Raw genomic sequence first — 17521 nt, 5'->3', positions numbered from 1 at the left:
CGGGCGCGGCGGGGGAGGGCTTCCGCCGGATGTGGCGGGAGCTGCTGCCCGTCGGCCGGCACGCGGGCAGCGGCGGTTACCGGCGCCACGCCTGGACCTCCGCCGACGCCGAGTGCCGCGCCTGGTTCGCCGAGCAGGCCGAGGCCAGGGGCCTGGGCTACGAGATCGACCGCAACGGCAACCAGTGGGCCTGGCTGGGCGACCCGGCCGCCGGGGACGCCGTCGTCGTCGGCTCGCACCTGGACTCGGTGCCGGACGGCGGCGCCTACGACGGCCCGCTCGGCGTCGTGTCCTCCTTCGCCGCCCTCGACGCGCTGCGCGAGCGGGGCGTCACCCCGTCAAGGCCGTTGGCCGTCGTGAACTTCGGCGACGAGGAGGGCGCCAGGTTCGGCGTCGCCTGCGTCGGGTCACGGCTGATGGCCGGTGTCCTGGAGCCGGGCCACGCCAGGGACCTGCGTGACGGCGACGGCGTACGGCTGGCCGACGCGATGGAACGCGCGGGCCGGGACCCGGAGGCGATCGGCCGCGACGACGAGCGGCTGTCGCGGATCGGGGCGTTCGTCGAACTCCACGTCGAACAGGGCAGGTACCTCGCGGACACCCCGCACGCCGTCGGCGTCGCCTCCGCCATCTGGCCGCACGGCCGCTGGCGGTTCGACTTCCCCGGCGAGGCCAACCACGCCGGGACCACCCGGCTCGTCGACCGTCACGACCCCATGCTCGCCTACGCGGCGGCCGTGCTTTCGGCCAGGGAGCTGGCGCGGGAGGCCGGGGCGCTGGCGACCTTCGGCAAGATTCGCGTCGAGCCCAACGGGACCAACGCCATCGCCTCCCTGGTGACGGCCTGGCTCGACTCGCGGGCGGCCGACTCGGCGACGCTGGACGCGCTGGTCAAGGCCATCGCCGAGGCCGCCGAGGGAGCCGAGGTCACCCGGGAGTCCTACACGCCGGTCGTCGACTTCGACGTCCCGCTGCGGGACCGGCTGGCCCGGGTGCTCGGCGGCGTCCCGGTGCTGCCGACCGGCGCCGGGCACGACGCGGGCATCCTCGCCTCCGCCGTACCGACCGCGATGCTCTTCGTGCGCAACCCGACCGGGGTCTCGCACTCCCCGCACGAGCACGCCGAGGAGACCGACTGCCTGGCCGGGGTGAGCGCCCTGACCGACGTTCTTCAGGACCTGCTGTGAACGGCAGGTTCTGGGCACGACACGCCTGGACGGGAGGGGCACAGGCAGGAGCCCCCGGTCCCGGAACCCCTGGGGCTGGGGTATCCGGGTCCGGGGGTTCCGACCCCCTTGAGTCCGGGCTGCTCATCGAGGTGACCGACGGCCGGATCACGGCGTTGCGGCCGGGCGGCGAGCCCGGCGACGCCGTGGTCCTCGACGGGCTGGTGCTGCCCGGACTGGCCAACGCCCACTCGCACGCCTTCCACCGGGCGCTGCGCGGCGAGACCCAGGTCGGCGGCGGCACCTTCTGGACCTGGCGGGAGACGATGTACCGCGCCGCCGCGGCCCTCGACCCCGACACCTACCTCGACCTCGCCACGGCCGTCTACGCCGAGATGGCCCTGGCCGGGATCACCTGCGTCGGGGAGTTCCACTACCTGCACCACGCGCCGGGCGGCACGCCGTACGCCGACCCGAACGTCATGGGGGAGGCGCTGGTCGAGGCGGCGGCACGGGCGGGCATCCGGATCACGCTGCTCGACACCTGTTACCTGTCGTCCGGGTTCGGGGCGCCGCCCGACGCGACGCAGGCCCGCTTCAGCGACGGTACGGCCCACGCCTGGGCGGAACGCGCCGAGGCGCTGGCCGTCGCGCTGGACAAGCACCCGCACGCCGTCGCGGGCGCCGCCGTGCACTCCGTGCGGGCCGTCCCCGCCGACCAGCTCGCCGTCGTCGCGGCCTGGGCCGAGGGCAGGCTGGCGCCGATCCACGCGCACCTGTCCGAGCAGCCCGCCGAGAACGAGGGCTGCGTCGAGGCGTACGGCGTCACGCCGACCAGGCTGCTGGCCGACCACGGCGTGCTCGGTCCCCGGGCGACGGCCGTACACGCCACCCACCTGACCGGCGACGACGTCGCCCTGCTCGGCGGCAGCGCCACGACCGTCTGCATGTGCCCGACGACCGAACGGGACCTCGCCGACGGCATCGGACCGGCCAAGGACCTCCAGCTCGCCGGGTCGCGGCTCACCCTGGGCAGCGACAGCCACGCCGTCATCGACCTGTTCGAGGAGGCGCGCGGCATGGAGCTGGACGAACGGCTGCGCACCCGCCGCAGGGGGCACTGGAGCGCCGACGAACTGCTGCGCGCCGCCACCGGCGACGGACACGCCTCACTCGGCTGGCCGGAGGCGGGCCGCATCGAGGTCGGCGCCGTCGCCGACCTGGTGACGGTCTCCCTCGACTCGGTCCGCACCGTCACTCCACGGCCCCGCCCGGAGACCGCCGTCTTCGCCGCGACGGCCGCCGACGTGCGGGACGTCGTGGTCGGCGGCAGGCTGGTCGTACGGCACGGCGCCCACCGGCTCGTCCCCGACGTCCCCGCCGCCCTGCGCCGGGCCGTCGGCCGCCTCTGGGCGTCGTGACGTCATGGTCTCCCCGTCGCACCGGAGACATGAGCCGAGGTGCGCCGTGGTCTCCTCGCCGCGTCGGAGCCGTGTCACCCGGCACGACGGCGGCATCATGAACGCAGGGGCCGGTCCCTGGCCCGTCCCACACCATGCCGTGGTGAGCGCCGGGACCGGTCCCTGTACCCATTCACGCCGTGCCGTGGTGAGTCCCTGTTCCGCCTGTCTTTCCGCACGTCCGGAGGTACCGTGAGCCTGCTCGTCACCGGTCTGTCCCGTCTCGTCACCAACGATCCGTCGCTGGGGCAGGGGCCGCTCGGCGTGGTCGAGGACGCCGCCGTCGTCCTCGACGGGCCCACGGTCGCGTGGGTGGGTCCCGCCTCCTCGGCTCCGGCGGCCGACGAGGTCCACGACGCCGGGGGCAGGGCCGCGATCCCCGGCTTCGTCGACTCCCACGCCCACCTGGTCTTCGCCGGGGACCGCACGGCCGAGTTCGACGCCCGCATGTCGGGCACGCCGTACACGGCCGGGGGGATCCGCACGACGGTCGCGGCGACCAGGGCGGCGAGCGACGCCGAACTGTCGGCCAACGTCGCCAGGCTGGTCGCCGAGGCGCTGCGCCAGGGGACCACGGTCATCGAGTGCAAGTCCGGCTACGGGCTCACCGTCGAGGACGAGGCCCGTTCGCTGCGGATCGCGGGTGAGCACACCGACGAGGTGACCTATCTCGGCGCCCACGTGGTCCCGGCCGACACCGACGCCGACGCCTACGTGGACCTCGTCACCGGGCCGATGCTCGACCGGTGCGCGCCGTACGCCCGCTGGGTCGACGTCTTCTGCGAGCGCGGCGCCTTCGACGGCGACCAGGCGCGGGCGATCCTCGAAGCGGGCGCCAAGCGCGGGCTCACCCCCCGGGTCCACGCCAACCAGCTCGGTCACGGCCCCGGCGTACGGCTCGCCGTCGAACTCAGCGCCGCTTCCGCCGACCACTGCACCCACCTCGACGACGCCGACGTCGACGCCCTGGCCTCGGGGAACACGGTCGCCACGCTGCTGCCCGGCGCCGAGTTCTCCACCAGGGCCGCCTACCCGGACGCCCGGCGCCTGCTGGAGGCGGGGGCGACGGTCGCGCTGTCCACCGACTGCAACCCGGGGTCGAGTTTCACCACGAGCATGCCGTTCTGCGTGGCCGTCGCGGTGCGGGAGATGGGGATGACCCCGGACGAGGCCGTGTGGGCGGCGACGATGGGCGGGGCGCGGGCGCTGCGCCGTACGGACGTGGGCCACCTCGGCCCCGGCGCCCGCGCGGACCTCGTCCTGCTCGACGCCCCCTCCCACGTCCACCTGGCCTACCGCCCCGGCGTCCCCCTCGTCTCGGCGGTCTGGCACCGGGGCGAACGCGCCGTCTGACCCTCGGATGAGCGAATGCGGGAAACTATCCCGCACCGTGCGCGAAACTATCCTGCATTCGCGCACGGTTCTCGGTCACCCGTCGAACTTCGTGGGGGTGAAGGTGCCGACGGTCATCGGGGCGGCGAGGATCAGGTCGAGGACCTGCCGCACGTGCTGGAAGTGCGGGGTGGCGAAGTGCTCGGTCAGGGCCTCGGGGCCGGTCCACTCCTCGACGACGACCATCCGGGCGGGCTCGTTGGGGTCGACGTACGGCCGGTAGGCCAGGCAGCCGGGCTCGTCCAGGGACGGTTCGATCATCGCTTCGAGGGCGGTACGGAGCCGGTCCTCCTGGCCGGGCCTGGCCAGGAGTTCGGCGATGACGGTCAGGGACATGTCAGCACTCCTCCTTGGTTCTCGGAAAGGGCGTCACGGCCGGGCCGGGCCGACGCCCGCGCCCGAGGCGGTGATCGCGACGGCGATCTCCTCAAGGTCGGCCGGGGTGAGGCGCACCGCGTCCGCCGCGATCCACCCGTCGACCTGCGCGGCCGTACGGGCTCCGACGATGGCGCCGGTGATGCCCGGCCAGGCCAGCGTCCAGGCGATGGCCACCTCGGCGACCGTCACGCCGTGCCGCGCGGCGACGGGACGCAGGGCGTCGGCGAGCCGGAGGTTGGCGGGCAGGCCCGTGGTGAAGTCGCGGCTGGCGCGACGCCAGTCGTCGGCGGGCAGGGAGGCGACGCGTCCGGCGGAGAAGGTGCCGGTGAGCAGCCCCGACTGGAGCGGGGAGTAGACGATCACGCCGGTGCCGTGGGCGTTGGCCCAGGCGACCTCCGCCGCCGCCGAACGGTTGATCGCCGAGAACGGCGGCTGGACGACGTCGACGTGGGCGATCTCCTCGGCCGCCTGGAGCTGTTCGGGGGAGTGGTTGGACAGGCCGATCGCCCGGACCTTGCCCTCGGCCTTGAGGTCGGCCATGACCTGCCAGTACTCCTGAAGCGGTGTGGCGTTCGGCGAGACGGCGCCGCTACCGTCACCGGCGAACTCCAGCGACTCGCCGGTGTCCGGCCAGTGCACCTGGTACAGGTCGATGTGCTCGACTCCGAGCCGCCTGAGTGAGTCCTCGACCTCGCGGCGCACACTGGCGGGCTTCATGATCCGGCGCGGCGCGGCCAGCGGGTTGTCCGGGTCCCAGACCAGGCCGACCTTGGTGAACAGGTAGGGCCGGTCGGCCTCGGGCAGGCCCGCAACGGCCCTGCCGACCAGCTCCTCGGAGTGGCCGAGGCCGTAAACGGCGGCGGTGTCGATCCAGTTGACGCCGGAGGTGACCGCGCGCCGGATGGCGGCGATCGACTCGGCGTCGTCGGTGGCGCCCCAGCCGAAGTGCCAGCCGGGGCCGGAGACGGCCCAGGAGCCGAAGCCGAGACGGCTGACGTTCATGCCGGTGCTGCCAAGGGGAACGGTGGTCATGTCGGTGCCTTTCGGAGTTACCGGGTTGATGTCCACCACTTTCCTGCTCTTTCCACGGCTTACCCAGTGGCGGCCCGTGCCTGGGCACGGCGTGACCAGGCTCGCGTTTCCGGGGTTGGGGATACTGGATTCATGGCACTGGACAGACGTGTGGAACTGGGCGAATTCCTAAGATCCCGTCGCGCCAGGCTGCGGCCCGAGGAGCTCGGGCTGCCCGCCTACGGCGGCAACAGACGTGTCCCGGGGCTGCGCCGGGAGGAGCTGGCCATGCTCGCCGGGGTGAGCGTGGACCACTACGTACGGCTTGAGCAGGGCCGTACCCTGCACTTCTCCGAGGCGGTCCTGGACGCGGTCGCCCGCGCGCTGCGGCTGGACGCGGCCGAACGCGACCACCTGTACCGGCTCGCCCGCCCCTGGTCGGAGGCCGACCGGCGGGAGAACGTCCCCGAGCCGCAGCGGGTCAGGCCAGGACTGCGCAGGCTGCTCGACCTGGCGTCCGGGGTCCCGGCGTACGTCGTCGGACGCAACACCGACGTCCTGGCCTGGAACCCGCTCGCGGCGGCGTTGATCACCGACTTCGGCGCGCTGCCGCCGCGGCGGCGGAACCTGGCCCGGCTGGTGTTCCTGGACGAGGGGACGCGCGGCCTCTACGCCGACTGGTACGGCAAGGCCGCGGACGTGACCGCCTTCCTCAGGCTCGACATCGCGCGTTATCCCGACGATCCGGAGACGGCGGTGATGGTGGACGAGTTGTCGGCCGCCAGCCCCGAGTTCAGGGAACTCTGGAGTGAGCACGGCGTCCGCGACAAGACCCACGGCCGGTACGTCTACCGGCACCCGGTGGTCGGTGAGCTGGAGCTCGGATACGAGACGCTCCGGCTGCCCGACGACCCCGACCAGGCGCTGATCGCCCACACGGTCGAGGAGGGGTCAGGCTCGGAGACCGCGCTGCGGCTGCTGGCCCTCTGGGCGAAGGAGAGCCTCGTCAGCCCTCAGCCGCGTTCCTGACGCGCTCCAGGTAGGGGACGAGGGCGGCCATCAGGTCGGCGGGCCAGGGGAGGTTCCGGCTGAGTTCGGCGCCGTTGTCCCGCCACATCCGCCGGGCCGCCTCCTGGGTGTCGCCGGTCGTCCCGCCACCGGGGTGGAAGGCGGCGCCCAGTTCGTCCCAGCGGGTGACGAGTTCCCGGACCCGGGGGTCGTCCACGGGGGTGTCGGCCCGCACGTGGCCGAGGAGTTCCTCGACCAGACCGGCCCAGCGGGTCCTGGTCTCCTCGACGGCGGCGGCGCCGAGTACGGCCCTGCGCTCGGCGAGCTGTTCGCGCTGTTCCGGGGTGAAGTGGGTTTCGAACACAGAGATCATCTCCAGGGTCGTCATGAACCGCCCCGGGTCGGGCATCGTGCCGCCGTCGAGCTGCCCCAGCAGGTCGCGCAGCCGCAGCTTGAGCCGGTCGATCCGCTCGGCCTGCTCGTCAAGGCCGCGGAGCTGCGCGGACAGCAGCCCGCGCATCGTCGCCAGGTCGTCCGCCGGGTCCGCGAGCACGACCGCGATCTCGTCGAGCGACAGGCCGAGCGAGCGCAGGGCCCGAACCCGGTACAGCCGCCGCAGGTCGTCCTCGGTGTAGCGGCGGTGTCCTGAGGCGGTGCGTTCGCTCGCCGACAGCAGGCCGATCTCGTCGTAGTGGTACAGCGCGCGCACGGTCGTCCCGCTGGCCCGCGCCAGTTCTCCGATGCTCCACCGGCGTCCGGTGATGTCCTTCCCGGTCACCCTTGAAAAGGTAGAACCCCCCGTTACGGGGGGTTCAAGTCTCTTCTGGAGGAAGCGAGACTTCGAGGGGTGCCGACCGGAAGGCCGACACCCCGGTTCTCTTAGAAGAAGCGGACGGGGAAGCCGTTGAAGACGCCACCCCGGCAGAAGCCCCAGCGCCCGATCACGCGCACGGGCACGCCGCCGCCCAACTGGCACCGAGCCGGAGAGATCCAGCGAATGGTGATCTCGCCGGTCTCGGGTGTGGGGTCGTCGGCGGTGGTCGGGGCGGTGACGATCTCGGCGGGAGCCGGGTCGGCTGCTGCGCTGGCGGGCACCCCGGCGGCCAGCGGCGTCGCGACGACCGCTCCTGCGAGCGCCAGACCTGCGAGAAGACGACGGATCATGTTGAGTCCCTTCACGGTTTGTGATTTTGACGTAACCGATCGTGACTCATTCTCGGCCGGGCGAGGCTCTCCCACGCCGGGCCATTTGACTGACCGTGAGTTTTTAATCACTGGCGGTAATGCTGTCTTTCCCCGGCTTCTCGGTGGTTTTTTTCGGAGGCATTTCCTGTTTTGTCGCTCCGGGATGATGTGTTCAGTGGGGAAGGGGTGCTTTATTTGTTAAGCGAGAAAAGGGGCCTGTTTATCTGCTTTTGGCGGATGGATGTCGGCATTTTCTGCCAGATGGCGGTGATCGGTGGGGGTAGAGCGGGGGCCCTCACGGCTCGCCGATGGCCCCCCGGGCGGTGAACGAGATCCAGGCGTCGGGTGGCAGGTCGGGCCGGTTCGGGACAAGCCGGTGCTCCTCGGTCCAGGCGTCCCCGGCGATCGCGGTCGCGACCCGGCGCCAGAAACGCGCCGCGTCGGCGTTGTCGTCCTGGAAGGCGATCTCCCACGTGCCCGGATGCCGTGCGACGACCTGCCGTACGGCACGCAGCCCGACGCCCGTCCCCCGTGCGCCGCGCACGACGAAGAAACCGCTCAGCACGCGGACCGGGCCGTCCAGGCCGCGGACGACGGCCAGGCCGAGAGGGCGCTCGCCGTTCGTCACCAGATACGGCGCCCAGCCGGGATCGGTGAACGCCGCGTGCAACCGGTCGCTCCTGAAGGTCCCGTCCGCGTCGGGCAGGGCTCCGCGAAACTCCGACATGTCATGACAGAACATCAGCCAGAGCCGCTCGGCGACGGGCAGGTCGGCTTCCTGGGCGAGCTGGACGAAAACCTCTGACATGGATCTCCCCGGTGAAGGTCGTGGAACGCGAAAAGCCTCCTCGCGGGACGGGGTCCTGGCCGAGGAGGCTCAACGTTTCCCGGGAAACATATCAGGGTTTCCTCGTGGCTTGGACCGAAGGCGCCAGTTTGGTGAACTTCCGGATGTTTCACAGTGGTGTGGGACGGTCTCGGCTGGGCGGTGCGCGACGCTCGTCAATCCCGAACCCCTTTAACGTATATGCGCCGGTCTCCACGCTTTGACTGGATGTTGTGGGAAATTTCGGTGCGTGGTATTCGTTAGGACGGTGAGATCTGCGCGGCAGCGGCCCGATCGGGCCTGCGTGCCGTACGGACCGCACTTCCCCTCGACGGTCACAAGTCTTATCGCGGAGAGGTTCGATCCCGGTCGTCCGTGCTGATGTCACAGAAACCATCAACGACGCCGATCGGAACAGCGTGAACAAAAGGTTTACGCGTCACGGAGAGGGCGAGTCGTGAGCGACCCCCGAATTTATTCTCTTATCTGCGAAGCGCCTGAATGACGTTTGCGGGATGGCGGGGAACACGGCACGGACAGGAAAAGCGTTGCCGGGTCTCACCCTTGGGGCGGGACCGGTGGGCGAGCCACGGGCGTTCGGATGTCCGCCCGTGGCCGCTCAGCTCCCGGTACGGCCGGAGCCGGGCCTCACCGGATGAGCTGCTCGACGTTGATCTTCACCTCGTAGACGTCCCGGTACGGGCTCGTCCCACCACTGCTCAGGGGCCACAGGATGGGCAACGGCTGCGTCAGGTCGAAGGAGATGATCGGTGTGGTCGGCTGGACGGTGTCGACCGGATAGATGTTCCACCGCGGGGACGCCGTACCCCCCGTCCCGGGGGAGGACTGCGAGCCGGTGGGCGTGGGCCTGGGCTGCGAGCCGGGGTTCGTGGGGAACAGCGGCGGATCGAGGTTGACGAAGGTCATGGTCGAGCGCGGACCCACGTTGGGGGTGCTGCTGCCGCCTCCCCCACCGCCGCCGGTGCCGCCGGTCGATCCACCGCTCTGGGTGGGGGTGACGGGCAGGTTGTGGCGGTCGTTGCGGCTGGAGTCGCACGGCTGCGCAGCTCTGGCCGGTGGGCGCGCTCCGTCGGGCGCCTTGACGCGCAGCCCGAGTTCGCCCGCGATCATCAGGGCGTAGTGTCCCGCCAGCGCCTTCTGCCCCTGCTGGTTGGGATGCCCTGACTGCTGTTTCTGGTTGAAGGAGTCCCCGGCGGGTGCCCAGACGAGGTTGCGGGTGTAGGGGGTTCTGGTCCCCAGTTCGTGGCCGGCGAAGGCGTTCTCGATGTCCAGCAGGTCGGCGGCGATCCCGTGGTCGGCCAGGACCTGCTGCGCCTTCTTGATGGAGGCGGTCAGCCGAGGCGACAGGGCACGGAGTCTCGCCCAGTCCGCGTCCCGGTTGAGGATGAACGTCAACCATCTCATCGGGCCTCCGGGAAGGAGGCCGTTCGCGAGAGACTGGGGGTAGTTGACCATCATGATCCTGGCCTTGCCGCCGGTGGCGGTCTTCGTCGCCCGTACCAGCTGCACCAGTCGCGCCGACAGGGTCGACGGTTGCGTCAGCGGACGGACGAACGGCGGGCGCGGAGGTTCCGAATCCGCCCATTCCTGTTCGGAGGTGCGGGTGGTGTCGAACAATGGCGCGGTCTCCGCCTCGACGGCGCTCAGGTCGCCCTTCTTTTCGAGGAGGGCCTGCAGCCTGGGCCCGAAGTCGACGTCGTTTCCGCCGAAGCCGGAGATCACCAGGTCGGTGGCGTTGTCCAGCCCCTGGCTCTGCGGCGGGTTGACGCGGCCGTGGTCGTTCTGGCCCACGAAGAAGTGCTCGCTGGCGGCGCCGGAGGAGGCGTTGAAACGTACGTCGAAGAAAACCTCGGGATTGGCGCGGCGCAGCAGGTCGATGCCCTGCAGGACCGCCGCGTTGGCCGAACGGTGCCGGAAGTCATCCTCGTAGTCGGCCTGGGTGTGCCCCAGCGCCGGGATGGGCGGCTTCCCGTTACCGACCCAGAGGTAGGGGTCGGGCAGGAAACCGCGCTTGTTGAAGTAGTCTCCCGCCCCCTCTCCCGATATGTACGAGTCGCCCATGATGACGATCTTCACGACCTTCTGCCCAGGCAGGGGGACACCCTGGCGGAACTGGGTGGGTTTGTCGTCCCCCCAGAACAGCGGCCCGCCCGGCCCGGTACCCGTCGGCGGGCAGGTGTCGGTCGGCGCGTACCGCTGAGCCAGGTAATCCAGGCCGTTGGTGTTGGGGAGGTTCGCGAGCGTTTCGGCGTCGTAGTCGTTGAGCAGCGGGACGTCGCCGCCCACGGTGGCGCTCGCGGGAGTGAGGCCGGCGGCCGCGACCAGGACCGTGGCGAGGGCCGCTCCTGCGAGCGCGCGAGGCAGGGGGCGATGTAAGGATCTTCGCGTCATGCCGTCAACTATGAGCAACGCTCACATGGGGTACCTCCTGCTGAGGAAGGAGCCCACCCCCCGCCGACCGGCCGCCGCCCCCTCCTGCCGGGGAAGGATCCTCCCGTCACATCCGCGAAGGCGATGGCGGGTCCGGCCTGGTCACGGGCGCGGCTCGGTGGCCGGACGCCGTACGGACCGGGGCCGCCGCCGTCGTGGGTCGCCGGTTCACGCTCGGATGTCCCGGGTCGGGTGTGTGCGATCATGACCGGAACGGACGCCCGTTTCCTCGGCATCGCCGACCTGGTCGAAACCCCGTCCGTCGCGAGGGAGTCCATCCCGACGACGTCGCGCTCTGCCTGGAGGTCGACCGGTTCCCCTTCGCCATGGTGGCGGCCCTGGAAGGTCCGCTCATGGTTCTGCGTCCTTCACGCGACTCTCTGGGCGGTTCCCTCGGCCGCCGACCGTTCGACGGCGGCGAGGAGCCGGTGGTGGCGTAGGGCGGTCTCGAAACCGGGATACGGCTGCCGGGCTTCGGCGAGGGCTCGGGCCACCTCCTGGTAGAGGGCCGCGATGTTGGCCGGAGGGCCGGACCGGACGCTGTCCGGAACCGTGCGACAGGTGTCGGGCACGGCCAGGACGTCGTCTCCGATCCTGATGTTCCAGTCGCCCCAGTGGATGAACGTCCCGGGCTGGGCGGGGGTGGCGGTCAGCGTTCCCTCGCTGCCGACGAGTTTGAGAAGGAAGGCGTCCTGGGTGGACGCGTTGCCGCCGTGCACGACGACGGAGGCGGTGGCGCCGCTCGCCAGCAGCCCGTGCAGCAGCACGTGACCGGGCGTGGCGTTGGGCACGATCCGCTCCGTCCCGGTCACCAGCACGCGGTCGTGCAGGCGGGGCAGCCGGGCGGAGACCTCGGTCAGCGGGCCCGCGACCCGTTCGAGCGCGGCCAGGAAGTGACCGGCCATGATGGTCAGGACGTTGGTTCCCGCCGAGGGGTCGAGGCTGAACACCAGGTCCGGCCAGATCCGGTTGCCTCCGAAGGGGGCGCCCTCCGCCACCAGCGCGACCGATTCGAGCGTGCCGATCCGGCCCTCGGCCAGCAGGTCGGCGACGAAGCGGGCACTCGGGGAGTGGTGCCCCTGGAGCACGACCGCGTGGACGACACCCGCGGCGACGGCGGCCTCGGTCAGCTCCCTCGCCTCGTCGGCGTCGACGCCCAACGGCCACTCGGACACGACGTGCTTACCGGCGGCGAGGGCGGCCCTGATCACGGCGGCGTGCCCGGGGGTCTTCACCGAGACGACGACCAGGTCGACATCGGGATGCGCGACGAGTTCACCCACGTCGGCGAAGGCGTGCCGTACGCCGTGGGCGGCGGCGGCCCGGTCCGCGCCGGCCTGATCGGTGGTCGCGACCGCGGTCACGTCGAACTCCTCAAGCGCGGCGAGCGCGGGCAGGTGCGAGCCGTTCGCCCAACCGCCGGCACCGACAACCCCGACTCGGATCATGCGTGTCACCCCTTAGTTTCGTACCGATTGGTACGAAATTAGGATGATGCGGCGCCCTCGCGCAAGGGGTAACGTACCGATAGGTATAAAACTCGGAGGAGAGCACGGAGGACGGCATGCCCGGCGGGCGCCCACGCTCGTTCGACGCGGACACCGCACTCGACCGCGCGCTTGAGGTGTTCTGGCGGCACGGCTACGAGGGCACCTCGCTGACCGACCTGACCACCGCGATGGGCATCAACAAGCCCAGCCTCTACGCCGCCTTCGGCAACAAGGAGGAACTGTTCGCCAAGGTCCTCGCCCGCTACCTCGACGGTCCCGGCGCCTACACCGCCGACGCGCTGGCCGCCCCCACCGGCAGGGAGGTCGTCGAACGGCTGGTCCGCGGGGCAGTGGACCTGGTCGCGGGAGAGGACACGCCCCACGGTTGCCTGTGCGTCAACAGCGTGCACGCCTGCGGGCCCGACGCGCACGCCGTACGGCGGGACGCCATCGCGGTGCGCAAGGCCAGTGAGGCGGCGCTGCGCAGAAGGCTGGAACAGGCCACCGACCTGCCCTCCCGCCACGACCCGGCCACCCTGGCCGCCCTGGTCCACACGATCACCGACGGCATAGCCGTACAGGCCGCCGCAGGCCGAGGTCACGACGAACTACGCCGGATAGGCGACCTGGCCCTGCACGCCGTACTGACCTGAGAACCGCGGCTCACCATCAGGGCGACCCCGCCACGGCCGCCGAGCTGAGCCTGTCGGTCGGCATGGCCGGGGCCGCCGCCCGGTCACGCCCCGGGCGATGCCGTAAGGCGACGGCCTGTGGCGCGGTGCCGGGTGACGCTCCGCCTTCTCTCGGACATGCCTGACCGGTCCGGGAACGCGCGTCCCGCGCCACCCGGTCGCCTGCCCGGATTTCAGTCGGTGGGAAAGCCGTTCTCCAGCGAGGCCACCGTCCCGCTGTCGGCCGCGTGGACACACGCCTCGATCCGCCGGGCCGGCAGCGGACCGAGCCGCTCACCCACCTGACCGACCTCGACGAACGCCCATCCGGCCAACTCCTCCTCCGGCACCCGGATCGAGGCGATCTCCTGCGGCGTGAGCCGCCCGCCGTCGAACATGACGATCAGCCCTTCGGGTCGCTGCGGTTGTGAGGCCACCCAATCGATCGCCAGCACCCGTCCGGTCGGCCGGTCCAGCCCGAGTTCCTCGGCCAGCTCCCGCCGACACGCCGCCTGAGGCGACTCCTCGGTCTCCACCGCGCCACCGGGGATCTCCCAGCCGGGCTTGTAAGCCGGGTCGACCAGCAGAATCCGGCCTGCCGCGTCCCGCAGCAACGCCCCGGCCGCCATCCATTTACGTGCCAGCGATGCCATGTACTCATCCGGCGACATTCGTGGAGTGCTCGAAGTCATGGACGCGACCGTAACGGCGGCACGACCCCCAGCCCACCGGACACGCCTGCCTTCGTCCACATCATCAACGACGCGTACTTGGTATGAACAGGCCAAGCGGAAGGGCTGACCACTTGTCCGTTTCCAGCTGCCTTTTTCACATGGGTGCGGTGCTGAACCGGACGTTGGAACATGACGACCTGCGTGCGGATCGCCGGAGCCGAACGGGAAGGGCTTCGAGTCAGGCTCGCCGACACCGAGGGCGAGCTTGCCCAAGTCGGCCGATGCTCCTATGCGACTATTGTCGATCTTGATCTGTACGGGTCGGTGATGCCTCCGACCCGAGGTGCTTCGCTACACCGGTCGCACCTCCACGCTGACGTCCTCCGCAGAGGAGAGAGTGCCATGAGTCTTGATCGTGCTCGCAGGTCGCCGTTGCACTACGCGGCGATGTCCAACGACGTCAGCGCGGCCGAGGCGCTCCTGGACGCCGGAGCCGATCCGAGTGGATCAGACGAAAAAGGACTGACGCCACTGCACTTCGCAGCTCAGGAAGGCTCTGTGGCGGTCGCCCAGCTGCTCCTGCACCGACACGCGTTGGTTGACCAGGCCGACCACTACGGCAATACGCCGCTGAGCACTGCCGTGTTCTCCTCACGCGGAGATGGTCGAATGATCGAATTGCTGCGCCGGTGGGGAGCCGACCCGCTCAGGGCGAACAACAGCGGTCAGACCCCACTCGGCCTCGCCCGATTGATCGCCAACTACGAGGTCGCACGTTTCTTCGCCGACCTGACGTGACTTCGGAGAACGCCTCCTGATGGGTGGAGGAGGGCCTTTCCCGAGTACGACATAGGACCGGTAGCCGAGTACCGGTTCAGCGGTGCCGGGGGAAGGCGAGGGTTCGTGTGACGTACAGGCGGATCGTTCCCTTCGTCGATTCGTCCGCCTGCCAGACGAGCCAGTCACCCCCCACCGGGGTGTTCTGCCTCGTGGGGTACATCACGTAGGGCATGTCCGGGTCGCGTGGCCTGTCGGGGGCGGGTTCGGTGACCAGGTAGGTGGCCTTGAGGCCGCGTCTGCCGATCTCCGGGAGGACCTCGCCCACGGTCCTGCCCTCGACCCGGTACCCGCCCAGCGACGTCGCCCTCACCCAGGGGGGAGGCGTCTTCGCCAGGTAGTGCGGCCGGTCGTCGGGGACCGGATCGCAGGGCGCCACCGGGTCCCGCATGAGGATCGTGCTGGTGCCGTTCCATCCGTTGACGGGGTCGACGTACAGGGTCCAGACGAAGGTCTGGCCGGGCTTGAACAGCTTGGTGTCGATCTGCATCCGCCAGGCCCCGGGATCACCGGGGACGTTCGTGGGCGTGCGGTAGAGCCCCCCGGGGACGTCCGTCACGACGGCGCCGCGTGGCTCCCTGCACTTCCGGCCCGCCGGGACGTAGTCCACGACGGCGGGCACGTCGAGCTCCTGGAGCTGCCTGGTCAGCCCCTTCACGTCCGGGAAGTCGCCGGGTGCGACGTCGCGTACGGTGACGTGCACGACGCCGTCGGAGTCCTTGCTGACGGCGTAGGCGGGGGCGGCCCCTCCGACGGACGAGACGGTGATCGCGCCCGCCGCGGCGGCGACCGCCGTCCCCGCCGCCAGGGCCATGACGATCCGGCGGCGTGGCCGTCCGGCCCGCTCGGCCGTCGCCCGCGCCGCCACGTGCTCCTTCAGCTCGGCCAGCCGGCGCTCTTCGAAGCCTGCGAGAGATCCGTTCATGACGATCCTTCCAAGATGGTCTCCGGGCAGGTGCCGGGTTCGTTCACGAGCCGGCGGTGCGCGCGGTGCAGCCGTACCCGGGCGGTGGCGACACGGATGCGCAGGGCCGTGGCGGCGTCGGTGACGGACAGGCCGTCGACGTCCACCAGTTCGGCCACGGCTCGCAGGCCCTTGGGCAGCCGCTCGATGGCCGCCAGCAACGGGCGGGTGGCCCGTTCGGCGTCGATGCGTTCCTCAAGCCGCGCGATGTCGTCGTCGTCCAGAGGACGGCGCCCCGCGGCCCTGCCGTTCTTGTGCAGTTCCCTGGCCGCTCTGCGCAGTTCGGACGCCACCACGTTGCGCGCGATGCCGAACAGCCACGCCTCCTGGCTGCCCCGGTCGGGCCGGTAGGTGTTCGCCGCGTCGACGGCGGCCAGGAAGACCTCGGTGGTGAGGTCGTCCACCGTGTGCGGATCGGTCATCCGGCGGGCCACGAAGCGGCTCACCCGTTCGACGTGTCTTCGGTAGAAGACCTCGAACGCCTCGGGATCCCGCATCGTCTGCCGGAGATCCTCCGGTGGAACGTCTGTCATCCACTGCGCCTTCCGCTGACTCGGGACTTTCCCCTTCTTGGTGAGCAGCGGGGCGGGATATTACATCCCGATCGGATCGGCCTCCCGCCGTACCGGCGTCCTCGTCATGAGCGCGACGGACATCGCGGGCCAGACGGACGCGGCGACAGGACCCGCCTCCGACGACGGAACCCACGCCAGGGCCCGCACGCGGCGTCAGACCCCTGACGTCACCGCAGGCTCGGGACACGGCGCGCGCTCCACACGGCCAGCGCGGCGGCCAGGAGGAGGACACCGGCCAGCCAGAGGACGCCCCGCAGCGGCAGCGCGTCGACGACCGTGCCCCCGGCCAGCGCGCCGAGGCCGATCGCGAGGTTGAACACCGCGACCCACAGGGCGGAGGCCTCCTCGACGGCCTGGGGAGCGGCCTTGATCATCCAGGTCTGCAGGCTGGTGGAGACCCCGCCGTAGACCAGGCCCCAGATGACGAGCAGGGTGACTCCGCCCCCGGCGGTGAGTCCCGCGACGGGGTAGAGGAGCACGGTCACTCCCAGGGCGGTGGCGATGGCCAGGACGGTGCGGTGGAGCCTCTTGGCGACGACGGCACCGGCGACGAAGTTGCCCGCGACGCCGGCGACGCCGAACCCGAACAGCAGGGGCCCGACGAATCCCTCGTCGACGCCGGACAGGTCCCGCAGCACGGGGCCGACGAAGGTGTAGGCCGAGAAGTGGCCGGTGACGATGAGGAAGGTCGCCAGGACGCCGATCCGGACGCCCCGGTTGCGGAACTGGCCGGTCAGCCGTCGTAGGGCGACGGGACGCGCGGCGGCCAGCGGAGGCAGTACGGCCAGCAGGGCGACCAGCACGACGAGTGCGAGGACGCTCAGCGCGCCGAACGCGACCCGCCAGTTCGTCAGCCCGCCGAGGACGGTGCCGATGGGGACGCCGAAAACGTTGGCGGCGCCGACGCCGCCGAAGATGACGGCCGTGGCCCGTGGCACGTCGGCGGGGGCGACGAGCCGTACGGCCAGGCCACCGGCGACGGCCCAGAACCCGCCGATCGCGACTCCGGCCAGCACCCGGGCGACGATCAGGAGCGGGTAGTCGGGGGCCAGGGCGGAGGCCAGGTTGGCGAGCGTCATGAGCCCCATCAGGGCGACGAGCAGAAGCCTGCGGTTCATGGTGCCGACCAGGATCGGGACTGCGGGCGCCGCGACGGCGGCGACGACGCTGGGGACGGTGACCATCAGGCCCGCGGCGCCCTCGGACACCGACAGGGCCGACCCGACGGGACTGAGCAGCCCGATGGGGAGTTGCTCGGCCGTCACCAGGAGAAAGGTGCCGAGGGCCACGGCGAAGACCGCGATCCAGTGGCTTCCCGGTGAGATGTCCGGCTCGGTCGGCGTACGTTCGGTGGCCATCACGTCGGGCTCTCCTCACTCGTTCGGGAGCGATCGCTCCCATACGACGGCACACCCTAATACGGGAGCGATCGC

General features: G+C 71.0%; 17 protein-coding genes. 6 read left to right on the top strand and 11 right to left on the bottom strand.

Features of this window, described 5'->3' with window-relative positions; genetic code table 11:
* Positions 1-29: 29 nt before the first annotated feature.
* From ACFOYY_RS10465 to hutI, 3 genes are all read left to right on the top strand, one after another.
* A complete protein-coding gene (locus tag ACFOYY_RS10465) occupies positions 30-1187 on the top strand; it encodes an allantoate amidohydrolase (protein WP_386189652.1) in 1158 nt (385 codons plus the stop codon).
* Positions 1184-2587, top strand: coding sequence for a formimidoylglutamate deiminase (locus tag ACFOYY_RS10460; protein ID WP_386189588.1), 1404 nt, complete (start codon positions 1184-1186; stop codon positions 2585-2587). The genes ACFOYY_RS10465 and ACFOYY_RS10460 overlap by 4 nt, the downstream gene beginning before the upstream one ends.
* 231 nt (positions 2588-2818) lie before the next feature.
* On the top strand, positions 2819-3979 hold the full coding sequence (gene hutI / locus ACFOYY_RS10455; RefSeq protein WP_386189587.1) for an imidazolonepropionase: 1161 nt from the start codon (positions 2819-2821) through the stop codon (positions 3977-3979).
* A gap of 75 nt (positions 3980-4054) precedes the next feature.
* On the opposite strand, the gene ACFOYY_RS10450 is transcribed toward hutI, so the two are convergent.
* The gene (locus ACFOYY_RS10450) at positions 4055-4354 is read right to left on the bottom strand and encodes a putative quinol monooxygenase (protein ID WP_362911261.1); all 300 of its coding nucleotides are present in this window, start codon (positions 4352-4354) and stop codon (positions 4055-4057) included.
* Positions 4355-4387: 33 nt separating this feature from the next.
* Positions 4388-5428, bottom strand: coding sequence for an aldo/keto reductase (locus ACFOYY_RS10445; RefSeq protein ID WP_386189586.1), 1041 nt, complete (start codon positions 5426-5428; stop codon positions 4388-4390).
* Positions 5429-5560: 132 nt separating this feature from the next.
* On the opposite strand from ACFOYY_RS10445, the gene ACFOYY_RS10440 reads away from it, so the two are divergent.
* A complete protein-coding gene (locus tag ACFOYY_RS10440) occupies positions 5561-6436 on the top strand; it encodes a helix-turn-helix transcriptional regulator (RefSeq protein WP_386189585.1) in 876 nt (291 codons plus the stop codon).
* Here the strand turns inward: ACFOYY_RS10440 and ACFOYY_RS10435 are convergent.
* From ACFOYY_RS10435 to ACFOYY_RS10415, 5 genes are all read right to left on the bottom strand, one after another.
* Positions 6414-7193 carry a MerR family transcriptional regulator gene (locus ACFOYY_RS10435; protein WP_386189584.1) on the bottom strand — a complete coding sequence of 260 codons (780 nt, stop codon included), beginning with the start codon at positions 7191-7193 and terminating at the stop codon, positions 6414-6416. The two genes, ACFOYY_RS10440 and ACFOYY_RS10435, sit on opposite strands and share 23 nt — an antisense overlap.
* A 101-nt stretch (positions 7194-7294) precedes the next feature.
* Positions 7295-7579, bottom strand: coding sequence for a hypothetical protein (locus ACFOYY_RS10430; RefSeq protein ID WP_352013974.1), 285 nt, complete (start codon positions 7577-7579; stop codon positions 7295-7297).
* Positions 7580-7895: 316 nt separating this feature from the next.
* Entirely contained in the window at positions 7896-8408 is a 513-nt protein-coding gene (locus ACFOYY_RS10425; protein WP_386189583.1) for a GNAT family N-acetyltransferase, read from the bottom strand.
* Positions 8409-9074: 666 nt separating this feature from the next.
* Positions 9075-10838, bottom strand: coding sequence for a hypothetical protein (locus tag ACFOYY_RS10420; protein ID WP_386189582.1), 1764 nt, complete (start codon positions 10836-10838; stop codon positions 9075-9077).
* A 407-nt stretch (positions 10839-11245) separates the two neighbouring features.
* Complete coding sequence (locus ACFOYY_RS10415; protein WP_386189581.1) at positions 11246-12325, bottom strand: Gfo/Idh/MocA family protein; 1080 nt, start codon at positions 12323-12325, stop codon at positions 11246-11248.
* 116 nt (positions 12326-12441) lie between these two features.
* Here ACFOYY_RS10415 and ACFOYY_RS10410 point away from each other — a divergent pair, with 116 nt between their 5' ends.
* Positions 12442-13020, top strand: coding sequence for a TetR/AcrR family transcriptional regulator (locus ACFOYY_RS10410; RefSeq protein ID WP_386189580.1), 579 nt, complete (start codon positions 12442-12444; stop codon positions 13018-13020).
* A gap of 212 nt (positions 13021-13232) precedes the next feature.
* On the opposite strand, the gene ACFOYY_RS10405 is transcribed toward ACFOYY_RS10410, so the two are convergent.
* Positions 13233-13691 carry an NUDIX hydrolase gene (locus ACFOYY_RS10405; protein ID WP_352013969.1) on the bottom strand — a complete coding sequence of 153 codons (459 nt, stop codon included), beginning with the start codon at positions 13689-13691 and terminating at the stop codon, positions 13233-13235.
* Between the two features lie 423 nt (positions 13692-14114).
* Here ACFOYY_RS10405 and ACFOYY_RS10400 point away from each other — a divergent pair, with 423 nt between their 5' ends.
* Positions 14115-14510, top strand: coding sequence for an ankyrin repeat domain-containing protein (locus ACFOYY_RS10400; protein WP_386189579.1), 396 nt, complete (start codon positions 14115-14117; stop codon positions 14508-14510).
* 76 nt (positions 14511-14586) lie between these two features.
* On the opposite strand, the gene ACFOYY_RS10395 is transcribed toward ACFOYY_RS10400, so the two are convergent.
* The 3 genes from ACFOYY_RS10395 to ACFOYY_RS10385 form a co-directional block, all read right to left on the bottom strand.
* Positions 14587-15474 (bottom strand): hypothetical protein, encoded by an 888-nt coding sequence (locus ACFOYY_RS10395; protein WP_352013967.1) that lies wholly within the window; start codon positions 15472-15474, stop codon positions 14587-14589.
* Positions 15471-16046 carry an RNA polymerase sigma factor gene (locus ACFOYY_RS10390; protein WP_386189578.1) on the bottom strand — a complete coding sequence of 192 codons (576 nt, stop codon included), beginning with the start codon at positions 16044-16046 and terminating at the stop codon, positions 15471-15473. The genes ACFOYY_RS10395 and ACFOYY_RS10390 overlap by 4 nt, the downstream gene beginning before the upstream one ends.
* 209 nt (positions 16047-16255) lie before the next feature.
* Complete coding sequence (locus ACFOYY_RS10385; protein ID WP_386189577.1) at positions 16256-17446, bottom strand: MFS transporter; 1191 nt, start codon at positions 17444-17446, stop codon at positions 16256-16258.
* Positions 17447-17521 lie beyond the last annotated feature (75 nt).

Source organism: Streptosporangium jomthongense, from assembly GCF_042650425.1.
Lineage (GTDB): Bacteria > Actinomycetota > Actinomycetes > Streptosporangiales > Streptosporangiaceae > Streptosporangium.
The sequence above is the reverse complement of the archived record's forward strand: the minus strand, read 5'-3'. Positions and strand labels throughout refer to the sequence as shown.